Here is a 17,436-nt window from a genome sequence, read left to right as displayed (position 1 = left end):
CCACCAGCAGAAAGCAGGAATGAGATGACCACCTCGAACGTCCCGGCGCCGATCGTCGCGGGTGGACACACCCGGATCCGTCCGTTCAACACCAGCGTCACCTACCCCGAGCAGAACCTCGACAACGACCTGTGCCAGGCCGTCGTGGCCGGCAACACGGTCTACGTTCGGGGCCAGATCGGGCAGGACCTCGACACCAGTGAGTCCGTCGGCATCGGCGACGTCGAGGCGCAGACCGAGCGAGCGATGAGCAACATCAAGATGCTGCTGGAGGAGTCCGGCGCCGCGATGGAGCACCTGGTCAAGCTGACGATCTACATCGTCGACCCGCGCTACCGCGAGACCGTCTACCGGACCATCGGGCGCTGGACCAAGGGCGTGCACCCGATCTCGACCGGGCTCGTCGTCTCGGCCCTCGCCCGGCCCGAGTGGCTCGTCGAGGTGGACGCGATCGCCGTGATCCCGGAGCAGGCCAAGTGACCTTCTCCGTGCTCGGGACCGACGGCAGCGGAGCCGTCGGCATCGCCGTCACCTCGTCCAGCCCGGCCGTCGCGGCACGCTGCATCCACCTGCGCGCGGGCGTCGGTGGAGCGTCCTCGCAGAACGTCACCGATCCGCGTCTCGGCACCGCGCTGCTGGACGCACTCGAGACCGGCGTCGGCGCTCGCGCCGCGATCGACCGCGTCGTCGAGGGCCGCGCGCTCATCGAGCACCGGCAGCTGACGGTCCTCGGGCTCGACGGCACCGGCGCGGCGTACTCCGGGGAGAGGGCGCTCGGCGTGCACCACCAGCGCGTCGGGGCCGGTGTGGTCGCGGCGGGCAACATGCTGGCCGGCCCCGAGGTCGTCGACGCCGTCGTCGAGGCCTTCGAGGGGTCCTCGGGCGAGCTCGAGGAGCGCCTGCTGGAGGCCCTCGAGGCAGGTCTGGCCGCGGGCGGCGAGGCCGGGCCGGTCCACTCGGCCGGCCTGTCCGTGATGCGCGAGGTGCCCTGGCGCGAGACCGACCTGCGGGTCGACTGGAGCGAGGCGCCGATCGAGGAGCTGCGCGACCTGCTCGCGGTGTGGCTGCCCCAGCGCGACGACTACGTCACGCGCGGCCTCGACCCGACCGCCGCGCCCTCGTACGGCGTCCCGGGGGACGAGTGAGTCGATGAGCGTCGCCAAGGACGAGGTCGCCCGCACGGTCGGGTCGGATGCGGAGCGGCTGATCGCGCTCTCCGAGCAGCTGCACGCCCACCCCGAGACGGCGTGGGAGGAGCACCGCTCGTCCCGATGGGTCGCCGAGGCCCTGGACGAGGCGGGCTTCGCCGTCACGCCGGGCTACCTGGGGCTCGAGACGGCGTTCCTGGCGACGTACGGGTCGGGTCCGTTCCGGCTCGGTCTGTGCGCCGAGTACGACGCCCTGCCCGGCCTGGGCCACGCGTGCGGGCACAACCTGATCTCGGCGGTCGCGGTGGGTGCGGCCCGGGCGCTGGCGCCGTTGGCCGATGCCGCCGGCCTGACCATCGAGGTCTACGGCACGCCCGCGGAGGAGGGTGGGGGCGGGAAGATCGAGCTGCTGGAGCGCGGCGCCTTCGCCGGCCTGGACCTGGCGATGATGGCGCATCCCGCGCCCGTCGACGTCGCGGAGGCGGAGCCGTTCGCCGTGTCGCACTCGCACATCGCCTACCAGGGCAAGGCCGCCCACGCCGCCGCCTACCCCGAGCAGGGCGTCAACGCCGCCGACGCCTTCACCATCGCGCAGGTCGCGATCGGGCTGCTGCGCCAGCAGCTGCCGCCGACCGTACGCGTGCACGGCATCATGACGAATGGGGGAGAGGCGCCCAACGCCATCCCCGCCCGGACCGAGGGCCGCTGGTATGTGCGGGCCGACTCGCTGGCGCAGCTCGCCGAGACCGAGGAGAGGGTCTGGCGCTGCTTCGAGGCCGGAGCCCTGGCCACGGGTGCCGGCCTGGAGATCGCGCCGGAGAGCAGGCCGTACGCGGAGTTCCGCACCTACGAGCCCGCGCTGCAGGCCTACATCCACAATGCCGAGCGCCTGGGTCGCACCTTCGACCCCGGCACGCCGGCGAGGAGGATGAACCGGGCCTCGACCGACATGGGCAACGTGTCGCAGGTCGTGCCCGCGATCCATCCGTACGTGGGCATCGGGTCGCTGCCGGCGCTCAACCACCAGCCGGAGTTCGCCGCCCACTGCGTGGGCGGCGACGCGGAGAGGGCGCTGCTCGACGCGGCCACCGCACTGGCCTGGACGGCGCTCGACGTGGCGGGCGCGTCCCACCGGTGACGACGGCCGGGTTCCGCACCGAGGTGGCCGGGGTCGTCGACCGGTTGACGTACGTCGACCTGCGGATCGCGCCTGACCGCGGCGTCGATACCGTCGCGGCATGACCCGCAAGGCTCCGCGCCACGACATCGACGAGTCGCAGGCCTGCGTGTCCGAGGCGCATCACCACGCCGCCGGCGCGAAGGCCGTCGCGATCGCGCTGAAGCATGCCGTCGACGAGATGGGCGTGCGGCGCACGGCGCAGACCCTGCTCAAGCTGAACCAGGTCGACGGCTTCGACTGCCAGGGGTGCGCCTGGCCGGACCCGGACGCCGGCCACCGGCACGCGGCCGAGTTCTGCGAGAACGGCGCGAAGGCGGTCGCCGAGGAGGCGACGGTACGCCGGGTCGGGCGGGAGTTCTTCGCCGAGCACCCGGTCGCGGCGCTGTCGCAGCGCACCGACTACTGGCTCGGCCAGCAGGGTCGGATCACCGAGCCGATGGTGCTGCGCGCCGGCGCGACGCACTACGAGCCGATCGCCTGGGAGGACGCGTTCACCCTGATCGGGCGCCACCTGAACGACCTCGCGAGCCCGGACGAGGCGATCTTCTACACCTCCGGCAAGGTCTCCAACGAGGCCGCCTTCGCCTTCCAGCTCTTCGTACGCGCCTACGGCACCAACAACCTGCCGGACTGCTCCAACATGTGCCACGAGTCGACCTCGGTGGGACTGGCGGACGTGATCGGCATCGGCAAGGGCTCGGTCAGCCTGGAGGACGTCCACGCCGCCGACCTGATCCTCGTCACCGGCCAGAACCCCGGTACCAACCACCCTCGCATGCTCAGCGCGCTGGAGGAGGCCAAGGGCCGCGGCGCCAAGATCCTGGCGATCAACCCGCTGCGCGAAGCCGGCCTGGTGCGGTTCAAGAACCCCCAGAGGGTCCGCGGCGTCGTCGGCAACGGCACGGCGCTGGCCGACCTCCACCTGCCGGTGCGGCTCGGAGGAGACCTCGCCCTCTTCCAGGCGTTCGGAGCGCTGCTGCTGGAGTGGGACGCGCTCGATCACGACTTCATCGCCGCGCACACGACCGGATTCGAGGAGTGGGCGGCGGGCATCAAGAACCTGGACTGGACGGCGGTGTACGACTCCACCGGTCTGAGCCACGAGCAGATCATCGAGGCGGCGCACCTGCTGCGGGAGTCCTCGGCGACCGTGTTCTGCTGGGCGATGGGCGTGACCCAGCACCGCAACGGCGTCGCCACGGTCAAGGAGATCGCGAACGTCGCGTTCCTGCAGGGCAACATCGGCAAGCCGGGTGCGGGCCTGTGCCCGGTCCGCGGCCACTCGAACGTGCAGGGCGACCGGACGATGGGGATCTGGGAGCGCCCGTCCGCGCGGTTCCTGGACGGGCTCCAAGCGGAGTTCGGCTTCGACCCGCCGCGCGAGCACGGGTACGACGCCGTCTCGGCGGCGACGGCGCTGCTCGAGGGCCGGGCCAAGGTGTTCTTCGGCATGGGCGGCAACTTCGTCTCCGCGATGCCGGACACGCTGGTGATCGAGCAGGCGATGGCGAACGCGGACCTGACGGTCCACGTGTCGACCAAGCTCAACCGCTCGCACCTCGCCCACGGCGCCGACGCGCTGATCCTGCCCGCGCTGGGCCGCAGCGAGCGAGACCGCACCGGCGGGATCGAGCAGCGGGTCACGGTCGAGGACTCGATGAGCTCGGTGCACGCCTCCCGCGGCCCGCTCAAGCCGGCCTCGCCCCACCTCAGGTCCGAGGTCGACATCGTCTGCTCGATGGCGGAGGCCACCCTGGCCGGGCGCCGGGACGCGACCGGCGCGATCCCGTGGGCCGAGTTCCGCTCCGACTACACCGCCATCCGGCGGCGGATCGCGCGCGCCGTACCGGGGTGCGAGGGGTTCGACGTGCTCGTGGACCAACCGGGCGGGTTCGTGCTGCCGCACCCGCCGCGCGACAGCCGGACCTTCCCCAACCCCGCAGGCCGGGCCGTCTTCACCGCCACACCGCTGTCGGTGATCCGGGTGCCCGAGGGCCGGCTGCTGCTGCAGACGTTCCGTTCCCACGACCAGTTCAACACCGCGATCTACGACCTCAACGATCGCTACCGCGGCATCAAGGGCGGGCGCCGGGTGGTCTTCGTCAACCCCGAGGACATCGAGGCCCTCGGGTTCGCCGACGGCCAGATCGTGGACATCGTGAGCGAGTGGGAGGACGGCTCGACCCGCAGCGTGCCCAGCTTCCGGGTCGTCTCCTACGACCAGCCCCGTGGCTGTGCCGCCGCCTACTACCCCGAGGCCAACCCGCTGGTTCCGCTGCGGCACACAGCCGACGGCAGCAACCAGCCCGCCTACAAGTCCGTCGTGATCCGCATCGTCTCGGCGGCGGACCCCGACGCCTTCGCGAACAGCGACGCCGGCACCCTCGTCGCGCCGAACCGCGCGGCCCTCGGATCGCTCTAGCGGGAGCGCTCCGGCCGGCTCGGGCCGGCTCGGTCCGGTTGCCCCGGTCCGGTTGCCTCGGACCCGTTGCTTGCCGCCCGACGCTCCCCGCGAGACGCGTGGGAGCAGGAATACCCGTACCCCTCCGGCCGTTGAGATAGATGAAAGATCAATCAAGTGGCCTTGCCCGACGAGCTCGCCGGACGGCCCCTGGAGCGAAGGGAACGGACGGATGACGTTCGACGGCAAGGTGGCGCTGGTGACCGGTGGCGGAAGCGGACTGGGGGAGGCGATCTCCAAGGATCTCGCCACTCACGGGGTGAAGGTCGTCATCACCGACATCAATCTGGATGCGGCCACCCGCGTGGCCGACGAGATCAAGGCCACCGGCGGGGAGGCGACGCCGCTGCAGGCCGACACCTCGAAGGCCGCCGACTCGGAGCGCTCGGTGGCGTTCGCCGTCGAGACCTACGGCACCCTCAACTACGCGGTCAACAACGCCGGCATCGGCGGCAACAACGCCCCGGTGGGCGAGCTCGACGTCGCCGACTGGGACCGTGTCATCGGCATCAACCTCTCCGGCGTCACCTACGGGCTGCGCTACCAGATCCCCGAGCTTCTCAAGGCCGGTGCGGGCGAGTCCGCGATCGTGAACATGGCCTCCATCCACGGCGAGGTCGCCGCGCTCGGCAACGCCGCCTACACCGCCGCCAAGCACGGCGTGGTGGGCCTGACCAAGAACGCTGCGGCCGAGTACGGCCCGGCGGGCCTGCGGATCAACGCGGTCGGTCCGGGCTACATCGACACCCCGCTGGTCCGGGCGACGGCCGTCGACGGCGTCCGTGAGGCGCTCGTCGCGAAGCACCCGCTGGGCCGTCTCGGTCAGCCCGAGGAGGTCGCGAAGGTCGTGACCTTCCTGCTCTCCGGCGACGCCTCGTTCGTGACCGGCGCGTACTGGAAGGTCGACGGCGGCTACACCACCGTGTGATCCGCGTCTGACCGCTCCCTCGGCCCGCTGCCACTCAGGTGGTGGCGGGCCGTTCGAGCTCCGGGCCGCGCGGTTCGGACCCAGCCGCGATCATCTGCGATCATCGCCCGGTGTTCGCGGCGATCGGCTCCAACGGCTCCTGCACCTACGAGGACTTCGTGGGCGTACGGACGACCTGGGAGACCCCGCGCGCATACGGCGAGGCGTGGCTCGCCGAGTGGCGCGGGCCGGGATCCGGTCCCGCCGCGGCGTTCCTCAACGAGGTCACCTGTGCCCCGCACGAGCAGGCGGTCGCGCTCATCGCCATGATCGCCGAGCTGGCCGCGGGTGACAGCGACGCGCTCGGCGGCCTGGGGCGCGGCCCGCTCGAGGCGCTGGTCTCCCACTACGGCCACGGTGCGGACGTGATCGACGAGGTGGAGCGCTGGGCGGCTCAGCCGGCCTTCGGCCGCGTCTGCGCCAGCGTGTGCCTGGGCCGGCACGTCGATGCCGACGTGCGCGCGCGGATGGCCGCGCTCGGCGCCCAGGACCTCACGGCGCAAACCGTCTAGAGCAGGGTCTCGCCGACGAATCGGCCCGCCGCGTCCTCGAAGGCGCGGGCGTGGCGGATCATGGCGTGCCCGCCGCCCGGGATGTCGAGGAAGTCGACGGACGCGCGCCGCGAGAGACTCCGCGCGACGGCGTGCGCGTGGCTCGGCAGCGCCACGGTGTCCTCGGTGCCGTGCACGATGAGCACCCGTCGTCCGGACAGGTCGGCGTCGTCGTGCGGATAGAGCCAGGGGTTGAGGGCGACGACGGCGCGCACCGGCTTCGCGTCGCCGGCGAGGAGCGCTGCGCGACCGCCGAGGGAGTGGCCGACGAGCCCGACCGGCAGGTCGCCATGGCGGCCGGTGAGCTGGTCGATCGCCCAGCGCGCGTCATCGACCGGGGTGCGGGCGGCATCCCAGCCGCGCGCCGAGTTGAGCAGCCGGTAGACCGCCAGGCCCCGGCCCGCCGTGGCGATCCGCCGGGCGACGGGGATCATTCTGACGACCGAGAACTGGACCGGGCTGACCCTGCTCGAGAAGCGGCGCCCGGCGCCGCCGTGCAGCACGACCACCATCGCGGAGGGGGAGCGCGGCACCCGGACGGGAACGAGTCGTGCTCGGGTCTCCGCGCTCGGGCTCACGCCTTCACGATACGAGCAGAGCAAAGCGGCCCCGTCCTGTTCAGGACGGGGCCGCTTCTCGTTGGTACGCCTCCACGGACTTGAACCGTGAACCCGCTGATTAAGAGTCAGCTGCTCTGCCAATTGAGCTAGAGGCGCATCGTCTTCGCTCGCGCCAGGCGCTCGCTCCAACGACGAGAACATTACCAGCGGGCCGGGGCGGTACGAAATCGGGGCGACTCCGCGCTGGCTGTGCCGACCGGACGCCGCTCAGAGGCTCTTCTCGAAGAAGTGCCGGGCGTAGGGGTTGTCGTTGTACCGCTCGATCTCGGCGTACCTGGCGCGGCGGTACATCGCGATGGCCTCGACGAGGGAGTCGTTGGTGTCCAGTCGCACCACGTCGTGGCCGAGGCCGCCGGCGACCGTCTCCAGGTGTCGCAGGAGGCGCGAGCCCAGTCCGGCGCCGCGCCAGTCGTCGTGCACCCACATCCGCTTGATCTCGCCGTAGGTGATGTCGCCGGAGATCGTCTGCACGCCGCCGCACGCGACCGGGGCGCCGTCGCTGATCGCCACCACGAAGGCGCCGCGCGGCGGGCTCAGCAGCTCGGCGTCCTTGGTGCTCTGCGAGCCGGCGTCGAATCCGTCGGGGAAGCGCGAGTCGAGCTCGGCGAAGTACGCCGCCATCGCCTGCTGGGCCGGAAGTGACGTCGGGTCGACCGTCTCGAGGGAGACGGTCGCCGCTCGTACGAGAAGGTCAGCGGTCGCCAGTGCCTCGGCGAGCCGCGCCTGCTGGCGCGGGGTCAGCGGGTCGACCAGGAGGCGGGCACGCTCCTCGGAGCGGCGCTCCAGGTCGTCCCAGGTGGCCCGGCCGGCCGGTGTCAGGTCGACGCGTCGACGGCGGCGATCCGCGGGGTCGGGAGTGAGCGCGACCAGCGACTCGTGCTCGAGTCGCCGCAGCAGGCGACTCAGGTAGCCCGAGTCGAGGCCCAGGCGCTCGCGCAGCTCCTGCACGGTCCCGGGCTCGGCGCCGATCTCGAAGAGCAGGCGCGCCGTCCCGAGGGGGAGGCCGAGGCCGAGGAAGGAGTCCTCGAGCGCGCCGATGCGCTGGGTGTAGCTGCGGTTGAAGCGGCGGACGACGGCGGTGGCATCGGACGACATATCTCTGACTTTAGTCAGATAATGGGTGCCGGCCAACTCTGTCGGCACCCTGTTCTCAGCGATCGTTTCAGGTTGTGACGGTGTTGCTCCCAGGTAGCGGACGCAGGCTGGCGACATGACCACCGACGCAGACCCCTCTCCGCAGCGGGCGCCCGAGCCGCAGGCCGGCGCCGTTCCGCCCACCTGGCAGCCGCCGAGCGAGCAGCCACCCGTCTGGCAGCAGCCGGCCGCGCCGCGCCCCTCCTTCCGGGAGCGGACCATCAAGCTCTGGCACGCGATCGTGGTGGGCCTGGCCTGCCTGATCGTGGGTGCCGGAGTCAGCGGCGTGATCGTCGGCCACCACGGTCACGACGATCGCCGCGGGCCCGGCGACTTCCGTCAGTTCCCGGGCGGAGGCCCCGGCGGCGCGCCGGGGCAGAACTTCGGCCCCGGCCAGGGCAACGGCCAGGGCACCGCGCCGGGTACGGCTCAGGGCGGTACCGGCCAGGGCGGTACCGGCCAGGGCAGCACCGATCAGGGCAGCACCGACGAAGGCGACCCCGGCCAGACCAGCTGACGCGCGTACGAAATCAAGAAGCCCCGCTGATCTGTGATCAGCGGGGCTTCTTCGTGGGGTGGATGACGGGACTTGAACCCGCGACAACCGGCACCACAAGCCGGGGCTCTACCAACTGAGCTACACCCACCATGTGGCCCTGACCGAGGTCAGCGCAACGACCGGAACTATAGGGGAATCAGCTCTCGGTTGTGGAATCGGTGAGGCCGGTGATCGAGCCGCCGTGCTTCCCGGCGATCCCCTTCGCGGTCTCGCTGTCGATGCCGGGCAGCGGCACGAACACCGCCTCGCGGTAGTAGCGCAGCTCCTCGATCGACTCCTGGATGTCGGCGAGGGCACGGTGGTTGCCGCGCTTGGTCGGCGCTTGGAAGTACGCCCGGGGGAACCACCGACGCGACAGCTCCTTGATCGTGGAGACGTCGACGTTGCGGTAGTGCAGCCAGCCCTCGAGCGTGGGCATGTCGCGGGCGAGGAACGAGCGGTCGGTGCCGATCGTGTTCCCGGCCAGCGGCGGACGGGCGTCCTTGCCGCACTGCTCCTGGATGTAGGCGAGCACCTGCGCCTCGGCCTCGGCCAGCGTGACGCCGTGCTCGAGCTCGGGCAGGAGGGCGGAGTTCGTGTGCATCGTGCGGACGAAGTCGTCCATCTGCTCCAGCGCCGCGGCCGGAGGCTTGATCACGATGTCGATGCCCTCGCCGAGGACGTTGAGGTCGAAGTCGGTGACGAGGGCGGCGACCTCGATGAGCGCGTCGGCCTCCAGGGAGAGGCCGGTCATCTCGCAGTCGATCCAGACAAGGCGATCAGTGGTGGACACCGCAGCACCCTATCGGGCTCGGCGACGGGATCAGGACCACAGCCGACTGCCGAAGTGCGTCTGCACGACGGTGAACAGGATCACGATGTGCAGCACGATCCAGACCGGGACGACGTCGTAGACGAGCTTGGCCAGCGGATGGCCGTACGCGAAGGTCCTCAGGTTGCGTCCGGTGACCGCCCAGAAGGTCGGGATCGTCACCGCCCACGTGACCATGCACCACGGGCACAGCGCGTTGATCCGGAAGATCGTCTCGAACTGCAGCCACGTCACCATCACGATCGCGCCGGTCACGCCGACCTGCAGCGCGATCCAGTGCCACGCCTTGAGCCGGACGCCGGAGAGGCCGAGCACGCCCAGGGCGGCCACGACGGGCCAGGCCGCGATGCCGATCAGCGGATTGGGGAGGTTGCCGAAGATCGAGGCCTGCGCGGTGTTGATCACGTTCCCGCAGTTGACCACGGCGTTGACCGCGCACGAGAGGGTCGGGGTCTCGCCGCGCGCGACCTGCTGCCAGTACGAGATCTTGTCCACCGTCAGCACGCCGGCGGCGTAGAGCCCGATCACGCCGGCGATCACCAGCCAGATGTCGAGCAGGCGCCGCGAACCACCGTGCTGCGCCTCGTACGCGAGCGTTGCCGCGGTGTACGCCTCCCACTCGGCCTCGGAGGCGTCCTCGTCCGGCTCGACCGGCGGGGTCGGATCGCCGGCAGGCATCAGGCCGCGGCCTTCACGCCCGCGGCGCTGCAGACGTTGGTCGGCTTCTGGTCGGTGAGCTGGCACAGCGTCGCGGTGACGACGTTGGCCTGGCCGACGATGGCCTTGGTGATGTCGCTGTCGGGGTCGGAGAGCGCGTCGGCGATCTCCTGGTGGCTCTTGCCCTGCAGCACGCTCGGGTCGTAGCCCGCGCCCGAGGAGGTGTACTGGCCGCCGTAGTCGATGAACGGGATGCCGCCCTGCGGGTTGAGGGCCGCGACGATCTTCTGGTCAGCGGCGGACAGCGTGTCCAGCGGCTGCTGGTCGCGATCGGTCTGCTCGACGCCGGTGAACGAGAGGTAGTCGCTGGTGTAGGTGGCGCCGTGGAAGCTGAGCGTGGAGGTGTTCGGGTAGACGTCGCTCGAGGACGACGAGGTCTGGCCCAGGTCGGTGAACGTGCCGAAGCGGGACAGCGCGTTGACCACCGACCAGCGCTCGGCGGCGCAGTACGGGCAGAACTCGGCGCCGACGTACAGGACGCGGGGCTTTCCGTCGGCGGTCATCGCCGGCTGGCCGGACGTCGGCGTCGGCGAGGCGGCCGAGGTGCCCTTGCCGACCGCGTTGATCACGCTGTCGGGGACGCTGGTGAGCTCGTTGATGACGCCACTCGGCGCCGCGCCGGAGGGCGCCTTGTCGCCGCCGGCGTTGATCGCGACGACGACGACGATCGCGGCGATCACCGCGACCACGACGGCGATGCCGCCGGCCATCCTGAGCCGGGCCTTGCGCTGGGCCGCGGCCTGGCGGCGCAGCATCTCCTGACGCATCTCCTCGCGGCGCGAGACCTTCGCCTGGCTCTTGCTCTGCCCCTGGTTCTTGGGAGCGTCCTGCGGGCCGTTGTTCCCCGTGCTGGTCATGCCACGCATGCTAGAACCCCAGCATGAGCGGAGTCTGAACGAGGCGGGACTCGGGCCCCTATGCTCACGGGCGTGCACGTCGAGCAGGTCAAGAAGTATGTGATGTCGTCACTGGTCTGCTCGGTCCTGATGCTGCACTCGCTGGCGGTGGCGGCGCTGGGAACCCAGGTCAACGGCGCGGGCGGCTCCCGGCCGGGGCTGTTCGTGATGTCCTTGCTGCTGGGCCTGTTCGGCATCGTCCTGGTCCGGCTGATCAACCGGCTCCCGGTGCTCACGCCGTGGCTGCTGCTCGCGCCGGTCATCCCGGTCCTCGTCTACGTCCTCTACTTCCAGGTGATCCAGTGAAGGCATTCATCGCCGGCCTGCCCAAGGCCGAGCTGCACGTCCACCACGTCGGGTCGGCCTCGCCGCGGATCGTCGCCGAGCTGGCCGCGCGCCATCCCGCTGCGGGCGTGCCGGCCGACGTCGAGGCGCTGCGGGAGTTCTTCACGTTCCGCGACTTCGCCCACTTCATCGAGGTCTACCTCGCGGTGGTCGACCTCGTCCGTACGCCTGAGGACATCCGCTACCTCACCTACGAGGTCGCGCGCGAGATCGCGGAGACCCAGCACCTGCGCTACGCGGAGCTGACCTGCACCCCGCACACCTCGGTGATCCGCGGGATCGCCATCGAGGGCTACACCGAGGCGATCGAGGACGCCCGGGTGGCGGCCGAGCGCGACTTCGGGCTGGTCCTGCGCTGGATCTACGACATCCCCGGCGAGCTCGGCCTGCCCGCGGCCGACGCCACCCTCGGCTACGCCGTCGAGCACCGCACTGACGCGCTGGTCGGCTTCGGCCTCGGCGGTCCGGAGATCGGGGTGCCGCGGCCGCAGTTCGCCCCGCACTTCACCCGCGCCCGCGACGCCGGGCTGCACTGCGTCCCGCACGCGGGGGAGACGACCGGGCCGCAGACCATCCGGGACGCGCTCACCGTCCTGCACGCCGAGCGGATCGGCCACGGCACCTCGGCCGCCGCCGATCCCGCTCTGCTCGCCCATCTGGCCGAGACAGGCGTCCCGCTCGAGGTCTGCCCGTCCTCCAACGTCGCCACCCGGGCGGTCGCCCGGCTGGAGGAGCACCCGCTCGCGGCGTTCGTCGACGCCGGGGTGACGGTGACGATCAGCTCCGACGACCCGCCGATGTTCGGCACCACGCTCAACCGGGAGTACGAGATCGCCGCCGATCTGCTCGGTCTCGACGAGGCGGGCGTCGCTGAGCTGGCCCGCGCGGGCGTACGGGCGTCGTTCGCGCCGGACGACGTGAAGGCCCGGATCCTCGACGAGATCGACGCGTACGCCGGGACCGCGGATCGGGCCTAGCCCCCTCGGGCCCGCGGGCGGGTTCTCACCGCTTCCTCATCTTCGTCCCCACGGAGGAATCAGGTTCGGGGCGCAGGCTGTCGACATGGCAGCGGTGATCCCCTCGACCTCGATCCGCCCGGGCGGTGTCCCGACGTACGGGCGTCTCGCCCGTCGCGACGCACTCACCCGGACCGCCCTGGTCGCCGCACTCTGGCTGGCGCTGCTGCTGGTCGGCTACTGGTGGGCCGCGGGCGGTGGCGTGCGGGACCTGGGCGGCTCGCTCACCGACGTGCTGCTCTCGACCGGTCGGCTCAGCGGCCTGATCGGCTCGGCGCTGCTGCTGGTCCAGGTGCTGCTGATGGCCCGGGTCCCGCTGATCGAGCGGGCGTACGGGCAGGACCGGCTGGTCCGGATCCACCGGATCGTCGGCCTCACCTCCTTCGACCTGATCGTGGTCCACGTCGTGCTGATCACCTGGGGCTACGCGGCCGGCCGGCTGGGCTCCACGCCGGCGACGATCTGGGATCTGACCTGGAACTACCCGGGGATGCTGCTCGCCGTGGCCGGCACGCTGCTGCTGGTCCTGGTGGTGGCCACCTCGCTCCGGGCGGCACGACGCCGGCTGCGCTACGAGTCGTGGCACCTGCTCCACCTGTACGGCTACCTCGGCGCCGGGCTCGCGCTGCCGCACCAGCTCTGGACCGGTCAGGAGTTCCTGGCCCGGCCCCGCGCGACGGTGCTGTGGTGGACGGTGTGGGCGGTCGTGGCGGCGACGGTGCTCGTCTACCGGGTGCTGCTCCCGCTGCTGCGCAGCTGGCGCCACGGCGTCCGGGTCGCGGCACTCTTCCCGGAGGCGCCCGGGGTCGTCTCGGTGCACCTCATCGGTCGTCGGCTCGATCGGCTGCGCGCCCAACCGGGGCAGTACTTCACCTGGCGTTTCCTGGACCGCGAGGGCTGGACGCGGGCCAACCCGTTCTCGCTCTCGGCCGCCCCGGACGGGCAGACCCTGAGGATCACGGTGCAGGACGACGGCGACGGGAGTGCCTCGATCGCTGCGCTGCGACCGGGACAGCGGGTGCTGGTGGAGGGTCCGTACGGGCGGCTCACGTCGCGAGCCCGGATGCGACGCAAGGTCGTGCTGATCGGCGCCGGCGTGGGGGCGGCTCCGATCAGGGCCCTGGCCGAGGGACTGGCGTACGCGCCGGGGGAGGCGGTGCTGCTGCACCGCTATCGCACCCATCAGCTCTTCGCCGGCGAGCTCGCCCGGTTGCACGAGCGGCGGGGCCTGGCGGTGGTGGCGATGCCCGGAGCGCGACGGGAGGCGGAGTCGTGGGTGGGTGCGGGCTACGACGGCTACAGCGACGCCCAGGTGCTGCGCGGGTGGGTGCCCGACCTGGCCGAACGAGACGTGTATGTCTGTGGCCCGCCGGCCTGGACGGCGGCGGTGAGGGCGGCGGCCGAGCAGGCCGGTCTGCCGAAGGAGCAGTGGCACGAGGAGGCATTCGGATGGTGAAGGGTGTGCGTCGGATCGTCTTCGGGGCGCTGTCGACGGCGACGGTGGTGGTGCTGCTCTTCGGCTACCGCACCTCGACCGAGGGCCCGGAGAGCACCGCGACGCCGGCGGCGATCGCCCCGGCGGTGACGTCGGGCACGGGCTCGTCGGGCACGGGCTCGTCGGGCACGGGCTCCGAGAGCGCGTCGGACGGATCATCGACGGCGACGGCGACGCCGTCGACGGGGGCAGGGGCGGGGAGCACGACCACGACGGGGACGACCACCGTGACCGGTGACGAGGAGCAGACCCAGTGGGGGCCGGTCCAGGTCGAGCTGACGATCTCCAACGGCACGATCACCGACGTCGCCGTGCCGATCTATCCCAACGGCAACGGGCGCGACGCCGAGATCAACTCATACGCGCTGCCGCAGCTGGTCCAGGAGACGATCAGCGCGCAGAACGCGAGCATCGACATGGTCAGCGGTGCGACCGTGACCAGCGACGGGTACCTGCGCTCGCTGCAGAGCGCGCTCGACAAGGCGGGCCTCTGATGACGGCGGCGGTGACGTCTGCGGCGACGGCGGCGGTGACGACGGCTGCGGTGACGGGGCCGCCGATCAGGCGGTACGTCGACCACGTGATGGGGATGCCGATCAGCCTCGCCCTGCGTGGCCGGCACACCGACGACGCGGAGGCGCAGGACGCGTGGGCCGAGGCGATGGCGACCCTGCACGACGTCGACCGCGTCTTCTCCACGTATCGACCACGCTCGCACGTCTCCCGCCTCGATCGCGGCGAGATCGCGCTGACGGCCTGCCCGCCCGAGCTGCTCGAGGTGTTGGCGTTGGGGGAGCGGTGGCGCCAGGAGTCCGGCGGCGCGTTCGACGTACGCCGCCCGGACGCCGATGGCGCCTTCCACCTGGACCCCAGCGGCGTGGTGAAGGGCTGGGCGGTGGAGCGGGCCGCGCGGCCGCTGCGGCTGCTCGCCGGCACCGATTTCTGCCTCTCGGCCGGCGGGGACATGGTCTGCGTGGCCGGACCAGAGTCGGAGCCGTGGCGGATCGGGATCGAGGACCCGCTCGACCCGACCGGCGTCATCGCCACGATCCCCGTCCGGCGAGGTGCGGTCGCGACCTCGGGGCTGGCCCACCGGGGCGCGCACATCACCGATGCCCGTACGGGCCGGGTGCCGACCGCCGTCGCCTCCGTGACGGTGGTGGCCGACGACCTGGTCCGCGCCGACCTGGACGCCACCGCCGCCTTCGCACTCGACACCGACGCCGCCGCGTGGCTCGCCGCACGCGGCTCGACGGGCGTCGTGGTCTGGTCCGACGGGCGCCGCGAGGTGGTCGGCCGATAGTCCGGAACTCGTCGGCGGCGCGGTCAGGTAGTCACAGGCGCGACCGTTGGCCTCGCACAGTTGATCAGTCTAGACTGATCAACTGTGACTGATGACCAGGAGCTCGCCGAGATCGCGTCCGGGCTGACGCTGAGCGTCAGCGTGCTGCGCCGCCGGCTGCAGCAGCGACCGGTGGAGGGCGTCGACGGCAACCCGACGCTGCCCGAGCTCTCCGCCCTGGTCCGGCTCGATCGCGGAGGGCCGGCGACCAACGCCGACCTGGCGAAGATCGAGCAGATCAGCCCGCAGTCGATGAGCGTCACCCTCTCCGGGCTGGAGCGACGCGGCCTGATCGAGAGGTCCGCCGACCCCGCAGACGGGCGACGCGTGGTGCTGAGCCTCACCGGGGCCGGCCGTGCGGCGCTGGCCGCCAAGCGGGCCGTCCGGGCCGAGCAGCTGGCCGCCGCGCTGGCCGCGCTCGACGAGGCCGACCTCGTCACCCTGCGTGCCGCGGTGCCGGCGCTCCAGCGACTGGCCGCCCAACTGTGACCGCGGTCCAGGAGACGACCACGCCGGAGCGGTCGAAGAACTACCACTGGATCGCGCTGGCCAACACCACGGCCGCTGTCTTCATGAGCGCGCTCGACGGCTCGATCATCCTGATCGCGATGCCGGCGATCTTCAGCGGCATCCACCTCGACCCGCTCCAGCCGAGCAACTTCGGCTACCTGCTCTGGATGATCATGGGCTACCGCCTGGTGCAGGCGGTGCTGGTCGTGACGGTGGGCCGGCTCGGCGACCTGTTCGGCCGGGTGAAGATCTACAACGCCGGCTTCCTGGTCTTCACGATCGCCTCCGTCCTGCTCTCCTTCGACCCCTTCGACGCCCAGCGCGCGGCCGTCTGGCTGATCGGCTGGCGGGTCGTGCAGGCGCTGGGCGGCTCGATGCTGATGGCGAACTCGGCGGCGATCCTCACCGACGCCTTCCCGGCCGAGCGACGCGGCTTCGCGCTCGGCGTGAACCAGGTCGCCGGCCTGGCCGGGCAGTTCATCGGCCTCACCCTCGGTGGCCTGCTCGCCGTCTGGGACTGGCGCGCCGTCTTCTGGGTCAACGTCCCGGTCGGCATCTACGGCACCATCTGGGCGTACACGAAGCTCCGGGAGACCGCACCGGTGCGCACGGGGACGCGCCCCCGGATGGACTGGGCCGGCAACCTCACCTTCGCCGTCGGCCTCTCGGCGGTGCTGATCGGCATCACCCAGGCGCTGCACCCGTACGGCGGCCACACGATGGGGTGGACCAACCCGGCGGTGCTGGCGATGCTGATCGGCGGTCTCGTCCTGCTCGCCGCGTTCGTCGTCATCGAGAACACCGTCGCCGAGCCGATGTTCAACCTCGGCCTCTTCCGGATCCGGGCGTTCAGCGCCGGCAACATCGCCGGCCTGTCCGCCTCGATCGCGCGGGGCGGCCTGCAGTTCATCCTCATCATCTGGCTGCAGGGGGTCTGGCTGCCCCTGCACGGCTACGACTTCGATCGCACCCCGCTGTGGGCCGGCATCTTCATGGTGCCGCTCTCGATCGGCTTCCTCATCGCGGGCCCGGTCTCGGGGATGCTCTCGGACCGGCTCGGCTCGCGGGGCATCGCGACGGGCGGGATGGTGCTGTTCTCGTTGACCTTCCTCGGCCTGGCGGCCCTGCCGATCGACTTCCCGTACTGGCTGTTCGCGACCCTGATCTTCCTCAACGGCATCTCCAACGGCATGTTCGCCGCGCCCAACACCAGCTCCATCATGAGCTCGGTCCCGGCGAGCTACCGAGGGGTGGCATCGGGCATGCGCGCAACGTTCCAGAACAGCGGCACGGCGCTGTCGATCGGCGTCTTCATGTCGCTGATGATCGCCGGCCTGGCCGCCAAGCTGCCGCACACGCTGACCGGTGGACTGATCGCCAACGGCGTCTCGCCCGACGTCGCGCAGCAGGTCGGATCGCTGCCGCCGGTCTCCTCGCTCTTCGCCGCGATGCTCGGTTACAACCCGATCCAGCACCTGCTCGCGCCGACCGGCGCGCTGGATCACCTCAGCAGCGCGCAGCAGGCCGCCCTCACCGGCCACGCGTTCTTCCCCCAGCTCATCGCCGGGCCGTTCCACACCGGCCTGGTGATCGTCTTCGTGACCGGCGCCGTCCTCGGCCTGGTCTCGGCGCTCGCCTCGCTCCTGCGCGGCGGTCGCACCGTCACCCTCCCCGACTGAGAAGG

19 protein-coding genes and 2 tRNA genes are annotated in these 17,436 nt (G+C 71.5%); 14 read left to right on the top strand and 7 right to left on the bottom strand.

Annotation, left to right across the window (positions count from 1 at the left end):
* The first annotated feature begins 24 nt into the window (after positions 1 to 24).
* The 6 genes from ACZ5L9_RS01695 to ACZ5L9_RS01670 all read left to right on the top strand — a co-directional run bounded on the left by ACZ5L9_RS01695 (position 25) and on the right by ACZ5L9_RS01670 (position 6,268).
* Positions 25 to 480, top strand: coding sequence for a RidA family protein (locus tag ACZ5L9_RS01695; RefSeq protein ID WP_464532932.1), 456 nt, complete (start codon positions 25 to 27; stop codon positions 478 to 480).
* Positions 477 to 1,145, top strand: a complete 669-nt coding sequence (locus ACZ5L9_RS01690) for a DUF1028 domain-containing protein (protein WP_464532929.1) — start codon at positions 477 to 479, stop codon at positions 1,143 to 1,145. The genes ACZ5L9_RS01695 and ACZ5L9_RS01690 overlap by 4 nt, the downstream gene beginning before the upstream one ends.
* A gap of 4 nt (positions 1,146 to 1,149) precedes the next feature.
* Entirely contained in the window at positions 1,150 to 2,286 is a 1,137-nt protein-coding gene (locus ACZ5L9_RS01685; RefSeq protein WP_464532926.1) for a M20 family metallopeptidase, read from the top strand.
* A 100-nt stretch (positions 2,287 to 2,386) separates the two neighbouring features.
* Positions 2,387 to 4,750 carry an FdhF/YdeP family oxidoreductase gene (locus ACZ5L9_RS01680; RefSeq protein ID WP_464532922.1) on the top strand — a complete coding sequence of 788 codons (2,364 nt, stop codon included), beginning with the start codon at positions 2,387 to 2,389 and terminating at the stop codon, positions 4,748 to 4,750.
* A gap of 211 nt (positions 4,751 to 4,961) precedes the next feature.
* Positions 4,962 to 5,717 (top strand): SDR family NAD(P)-dependent oxidoreductase, encoded by a 756-nt coding sequence (locus tag ACZ5L9_RS01675; protein WP_464532918.1) that lies wholly within the window; start codon positions 4,962 to 4,964, stop codon positions 5,715 to 5,717.
* Positions 5,718 to 5,827: 110 nt separating this feature from the next.
* Positions 5,828 to 6,268 (top strand): hypothetical protein, encoded by a 441-nt coding sequence (locus tag ACZ5L9_RS01670; RefSeq protein WP_464532914.1) that lies wholly within the window; start codon positions 5,828 to 5,830, stop codon positions 6,266 to 6,268.
* Here ACZ5L9_RS01670 and ACZ5L9_RS01665 read toward each other — a convergent pair.
* The 3 genes from ACZ5L9_RS01665 to ACZ5L9_RS01655 form a co-directional block, all read right to left on the bottom strand.
* Positions 6,265 to 6,885: an alpha/beta hydrolase gene (locus tag ACZ5L9_RS01665; RefSeq protein ID WP_464532910.1), complete on the bottom strand. Its 621-nt coding sequence runs from the start codon at positions 6,883 to 6,885 to the stop codon at positions 6,265 to 6,267. The genes ACZ5L9_RS01670 and ACZ5L9_RS01665 overlap by 4 nt on opposite strands.
* Before the next feature lie 62 nt (positions 6,886 to 6,947).
* Positions 6,948 to 7,023, bottom strand: a tRNA-Lys gene (locus ACZ5L9_RS01660).
* A gap of 111 nt (positions 7,024 to 7,134) precedes the next feature.
* The gene (locus tag ACZ5L9_RS01655) at positions 7,135 to 8,022 is read right to left on the bottom strand and encodes a bifunctional helix-turn-helix transcriptional regulator/GNAT family N-acetyltransferase (protein WP_464532907.1); all 888 of its coding nucleotides are present in this window, start codon (positions 8,020 to 8,022) and stop codon (positions 7,135 to 7,137) included.
* Between the two features lie 115 nt (positions 8,023 to 8,137).
* Here ACZ5L9_RS01655 and ACZ5L9_RS01650 point away from each other — a divergent pair, with 115 nt between their 5' ends.
* Positions 8,138 to 8,578: a hypothetical protein gene (locus ACZ5L9_RS01650; RefSeq protein WP_464532904.1), complete on the top strand. Its 441-nt coding sequence runs from the start codon at positions 8,138 to 8,140 to the stop codon at positions 8,576 to 8,578.
* A gap of 54 nt (positions 8,579 to 8,632) precedes the next feature.
* Here the strand turns inward: ACZ5L9_RS01650 and ACZ5L9_RS01645 are convergent.
* The 4 genes from ACZ5L9_RS01645 to ACZ5L9_RS01630 form a co-directional block, all read right to left on the bottom strand.
* Positions 8,633 to 8,708, bottom strand: a tRNA-His gene (locus ACZ5L9_RS01645).
* Positions 8,709 to 8,756: 48 nt separating this feature from the next.
* Entirely contained in the window at positions 8,757 to 9,392 is a 636-nt protein-coding gene (orn, locus tag ACZ5L9_RS01640; protein ID WP_464532901.1) for an oligoribonuclease, read from the bottom strand.
* A gap of 30 nt (positions 9,393 to 9,422) precedes the next feature.
* On the bottom strand, positions 9,423 to 10,109 hold the full coding sequence (locus tag ACZ5L9_RS01635) for a vitamin K epoxide reductase family protein (protein WP_464532899.1): 687 nt from the start codon (positions 10,107 to 10,109) through the stop codon (positions 9,423 to 9,425).
* Positions 10,109 to 11,005 carry a DUF929 family protein gene (locus ACZ5L9_RS01630; RefSeq protein WP_464532895.1) on the bottom strand — a complete coding sequence of 299 codons (897 nt, stop codon included), beginning with the start codon at positions 11,003 to 11,005 and terminating at the stop codon, positions 10,109 to 10,111. Before ACZ5L9_RS01630 ends, ACZ5L9_RS01635 begins: the two co-directional genes overlap by 1 nt.
* A 72-nt stretch (positions 11,006 to 11,077) precedes the next feature.
* Between ACZ5L9_RS01630 and ACZ5L9_RS01625 the strand changes: the two genes are divergently transcribed.
* From ACZ5L9_RS01625 to ACZ5L9_RS01595, 7 genes are all read left to right on the top strand, one after another.
* A complete protein-coding gene (locus ACZ5L9_RS01625) occupies positions 11,078 to 11,350 on the top strand; it encodes a transcriptional regulator (protein ID WP_464532893.1) in 273 nt (90 codons plus the stop codon).
* Complete coding sequence (locus ACZ5L9_RS01620) at positions 11,347 to 12,366, top strand: adenosine deaminase (RefSeq protein ID WP_464532890.1); 1,020 nt, start codon at positions 11,347 to 11,349, stop codon at positions 12,364 to 12,366. Before ACZ5L9_RS01625 ends, ACZ5L9_RS01620 begins: the two co-directional genes overlap by 4 nt.
* Positions 12,367 to 12,451: 85 nt before the next feature.
* Positions 12,452 to 13,861, top strand: a complete 1,410-nt coding sequence (locus ACZ5L9_RS01615) for a ferredoxin reductase family protein (RefSeq protein ID WP_464532885.1) — start codon at positions 12,452 to 12,454, stop codon at positions 13,859 to 13,861.
* Positions 13,855 to 14,394, top strand: coding sequence for an FMN-binding protein (locus tag ACZ5L9_RS01610; protein ID WP_464532883.1), 540 nt, complete (start codon positions 13,855 to 13,857; stop codon positions 14,392 to 14,394). Before ACZ5L9_RS01615 ends, ACZ5L9_RS01610 begins: the two co-directional genes overlap by 7 nt.
* Positions 14,394 to 15,203 carry an FAD:protein FMN transferase gene (locus tag ACZ5L9_RS01605; protein WP_464532880.1) on the top strand — a complete coding sequence of 270 codons (810 nt, stop codon included), beginning with the start codon at positions 14,394 to 14,396 and terminating at the stop codon, positions 15,201 to 15,203. Before ACZ5L9_RS01610 ends, ACZ5L9_RS01605 begins: the two co-directional genes overlap by 1 nt.
* An 84-nt stretch (positions 15,204 to 15,287) precedes the next feature.
* Entirely contained in the window at positions 15,288 to 15,731 is a 444-nt protein-coding gene (locus ACZ5L9_RS01600) for a MarR family winged helix-turn-helix transcriptional regulator (RefSeq protein WP_464532878.1), read from the top strand.
* Entirely contained in the window at positions 15,728 to 17,431 is a 1,704-nt protein-coding gene (locus tag ACZ5L9_RS01595; protein WP_464532876.1) for an MFS transporter, read from the top strand. Before ACZ5L9_RS01600 ends, ACZ5L9_RS01595 begins: the two co-directional genes overlap by 4 nt.
* Positions 17,432 to 17,436: the final 5 nt, after the last annotated feature.

The sequence above is a fragment of the Nocardioides sp. JCM 18998 genome, from assembly GCF_055391535.1.
Note: the sequence above shows the minus strand (reverse complement) of the source record. Positions and strands in the feature narration are given on the sequence as shown.

What these genes read in the sequence shown, in the direction of transcription:
- ACZ5L9_RS01695 (WP_464532932.1), top strand. Translation starts at nt 25, where the DNA reads ATGACCACCTCGAACGTCCCGGCGCCGATCGTCGCGGGTGGACACACC.
- ACZ5L9_RS01685 (WP_464532926.1), top strand. Translation starts at nt 1,150, where the DNA reads ATGAGCGTCGCCAAGGACGAGGTCGCCCGCACGGTCGGGTCGGATGCG.
- ACZ5L9_RS01680 (WP_464532922.1), top strand. Translation starts at nt 2,387, where the DNA reads ATGACCCGCAAGGCTCCGCGCCACGACATCGACGAGTCGCAGGCCTGC.
- ACZ5L9_RS01675 (WP_464532918.1), top strand. Translation starts at nt 4,962, where the DNA reads ATGACGTTCGACGGCAAGGTGGCGCTGGTGACCGGTGGCGGAAGCGGA.
- ACZ5L9_RS01655 (WP_464532907.1), bottom strand. Translation starts at nt 8,022, where the DNA reads ATGTCGTCCGATGCCACCGCCGTCGTCCGCCGCTTCAACCGCAGCTAC.
- ACZ5L9_RS01650 (WP_464532904.1), top strand. Translation starts at nt 8,138, where the DNA reads ATGACCACCGACGCAGACCCCTCTCCGCAGCGGGCGCCCGAGCCGCAG.
- ACZ5L9_RS01635 (WP_464532899.1), bottom strand. Translation starts at nt 10,109, where the DNA reads ATGCCTGCCGGCGATCCGACCCCGCCGGTCGAGCCGGACGAGGACGCC.
- ACZ5L9_RS01630 (WP_464532895.1), bottom strand. Translation starts at nt 11,005, where the DNA reads ATGACCAGCACGGGGAACAACGGCCCGCAGGACGCTCCCAAGAACCAG.
- ACZ5L9_RS01615 (WP_464532885.1), top strand. Translation starts at nt 12,452, where the DNA reads ATGGCAGCGGTGATCCCCTCGACCTCGATCCGCCCGGGCGGTGTCCCG.
- ACZ5L9_RS01610 (WP_464532883.1), top strand. Translation starts at nt 13,855, where the DNA reads ATGGTGAAGGGTGTGCGTCGGATCGTCTTCGGGGCGCTGTCGACGGCG.
- ACZ5L9_RS01605 (WP_464532880.1), top strand. Translation starts at nt 14,394, where the DNA reads ATGACGGCGGCGGTGACGTCTGCGGCGACGGCGGCGGTGACGACGGCT.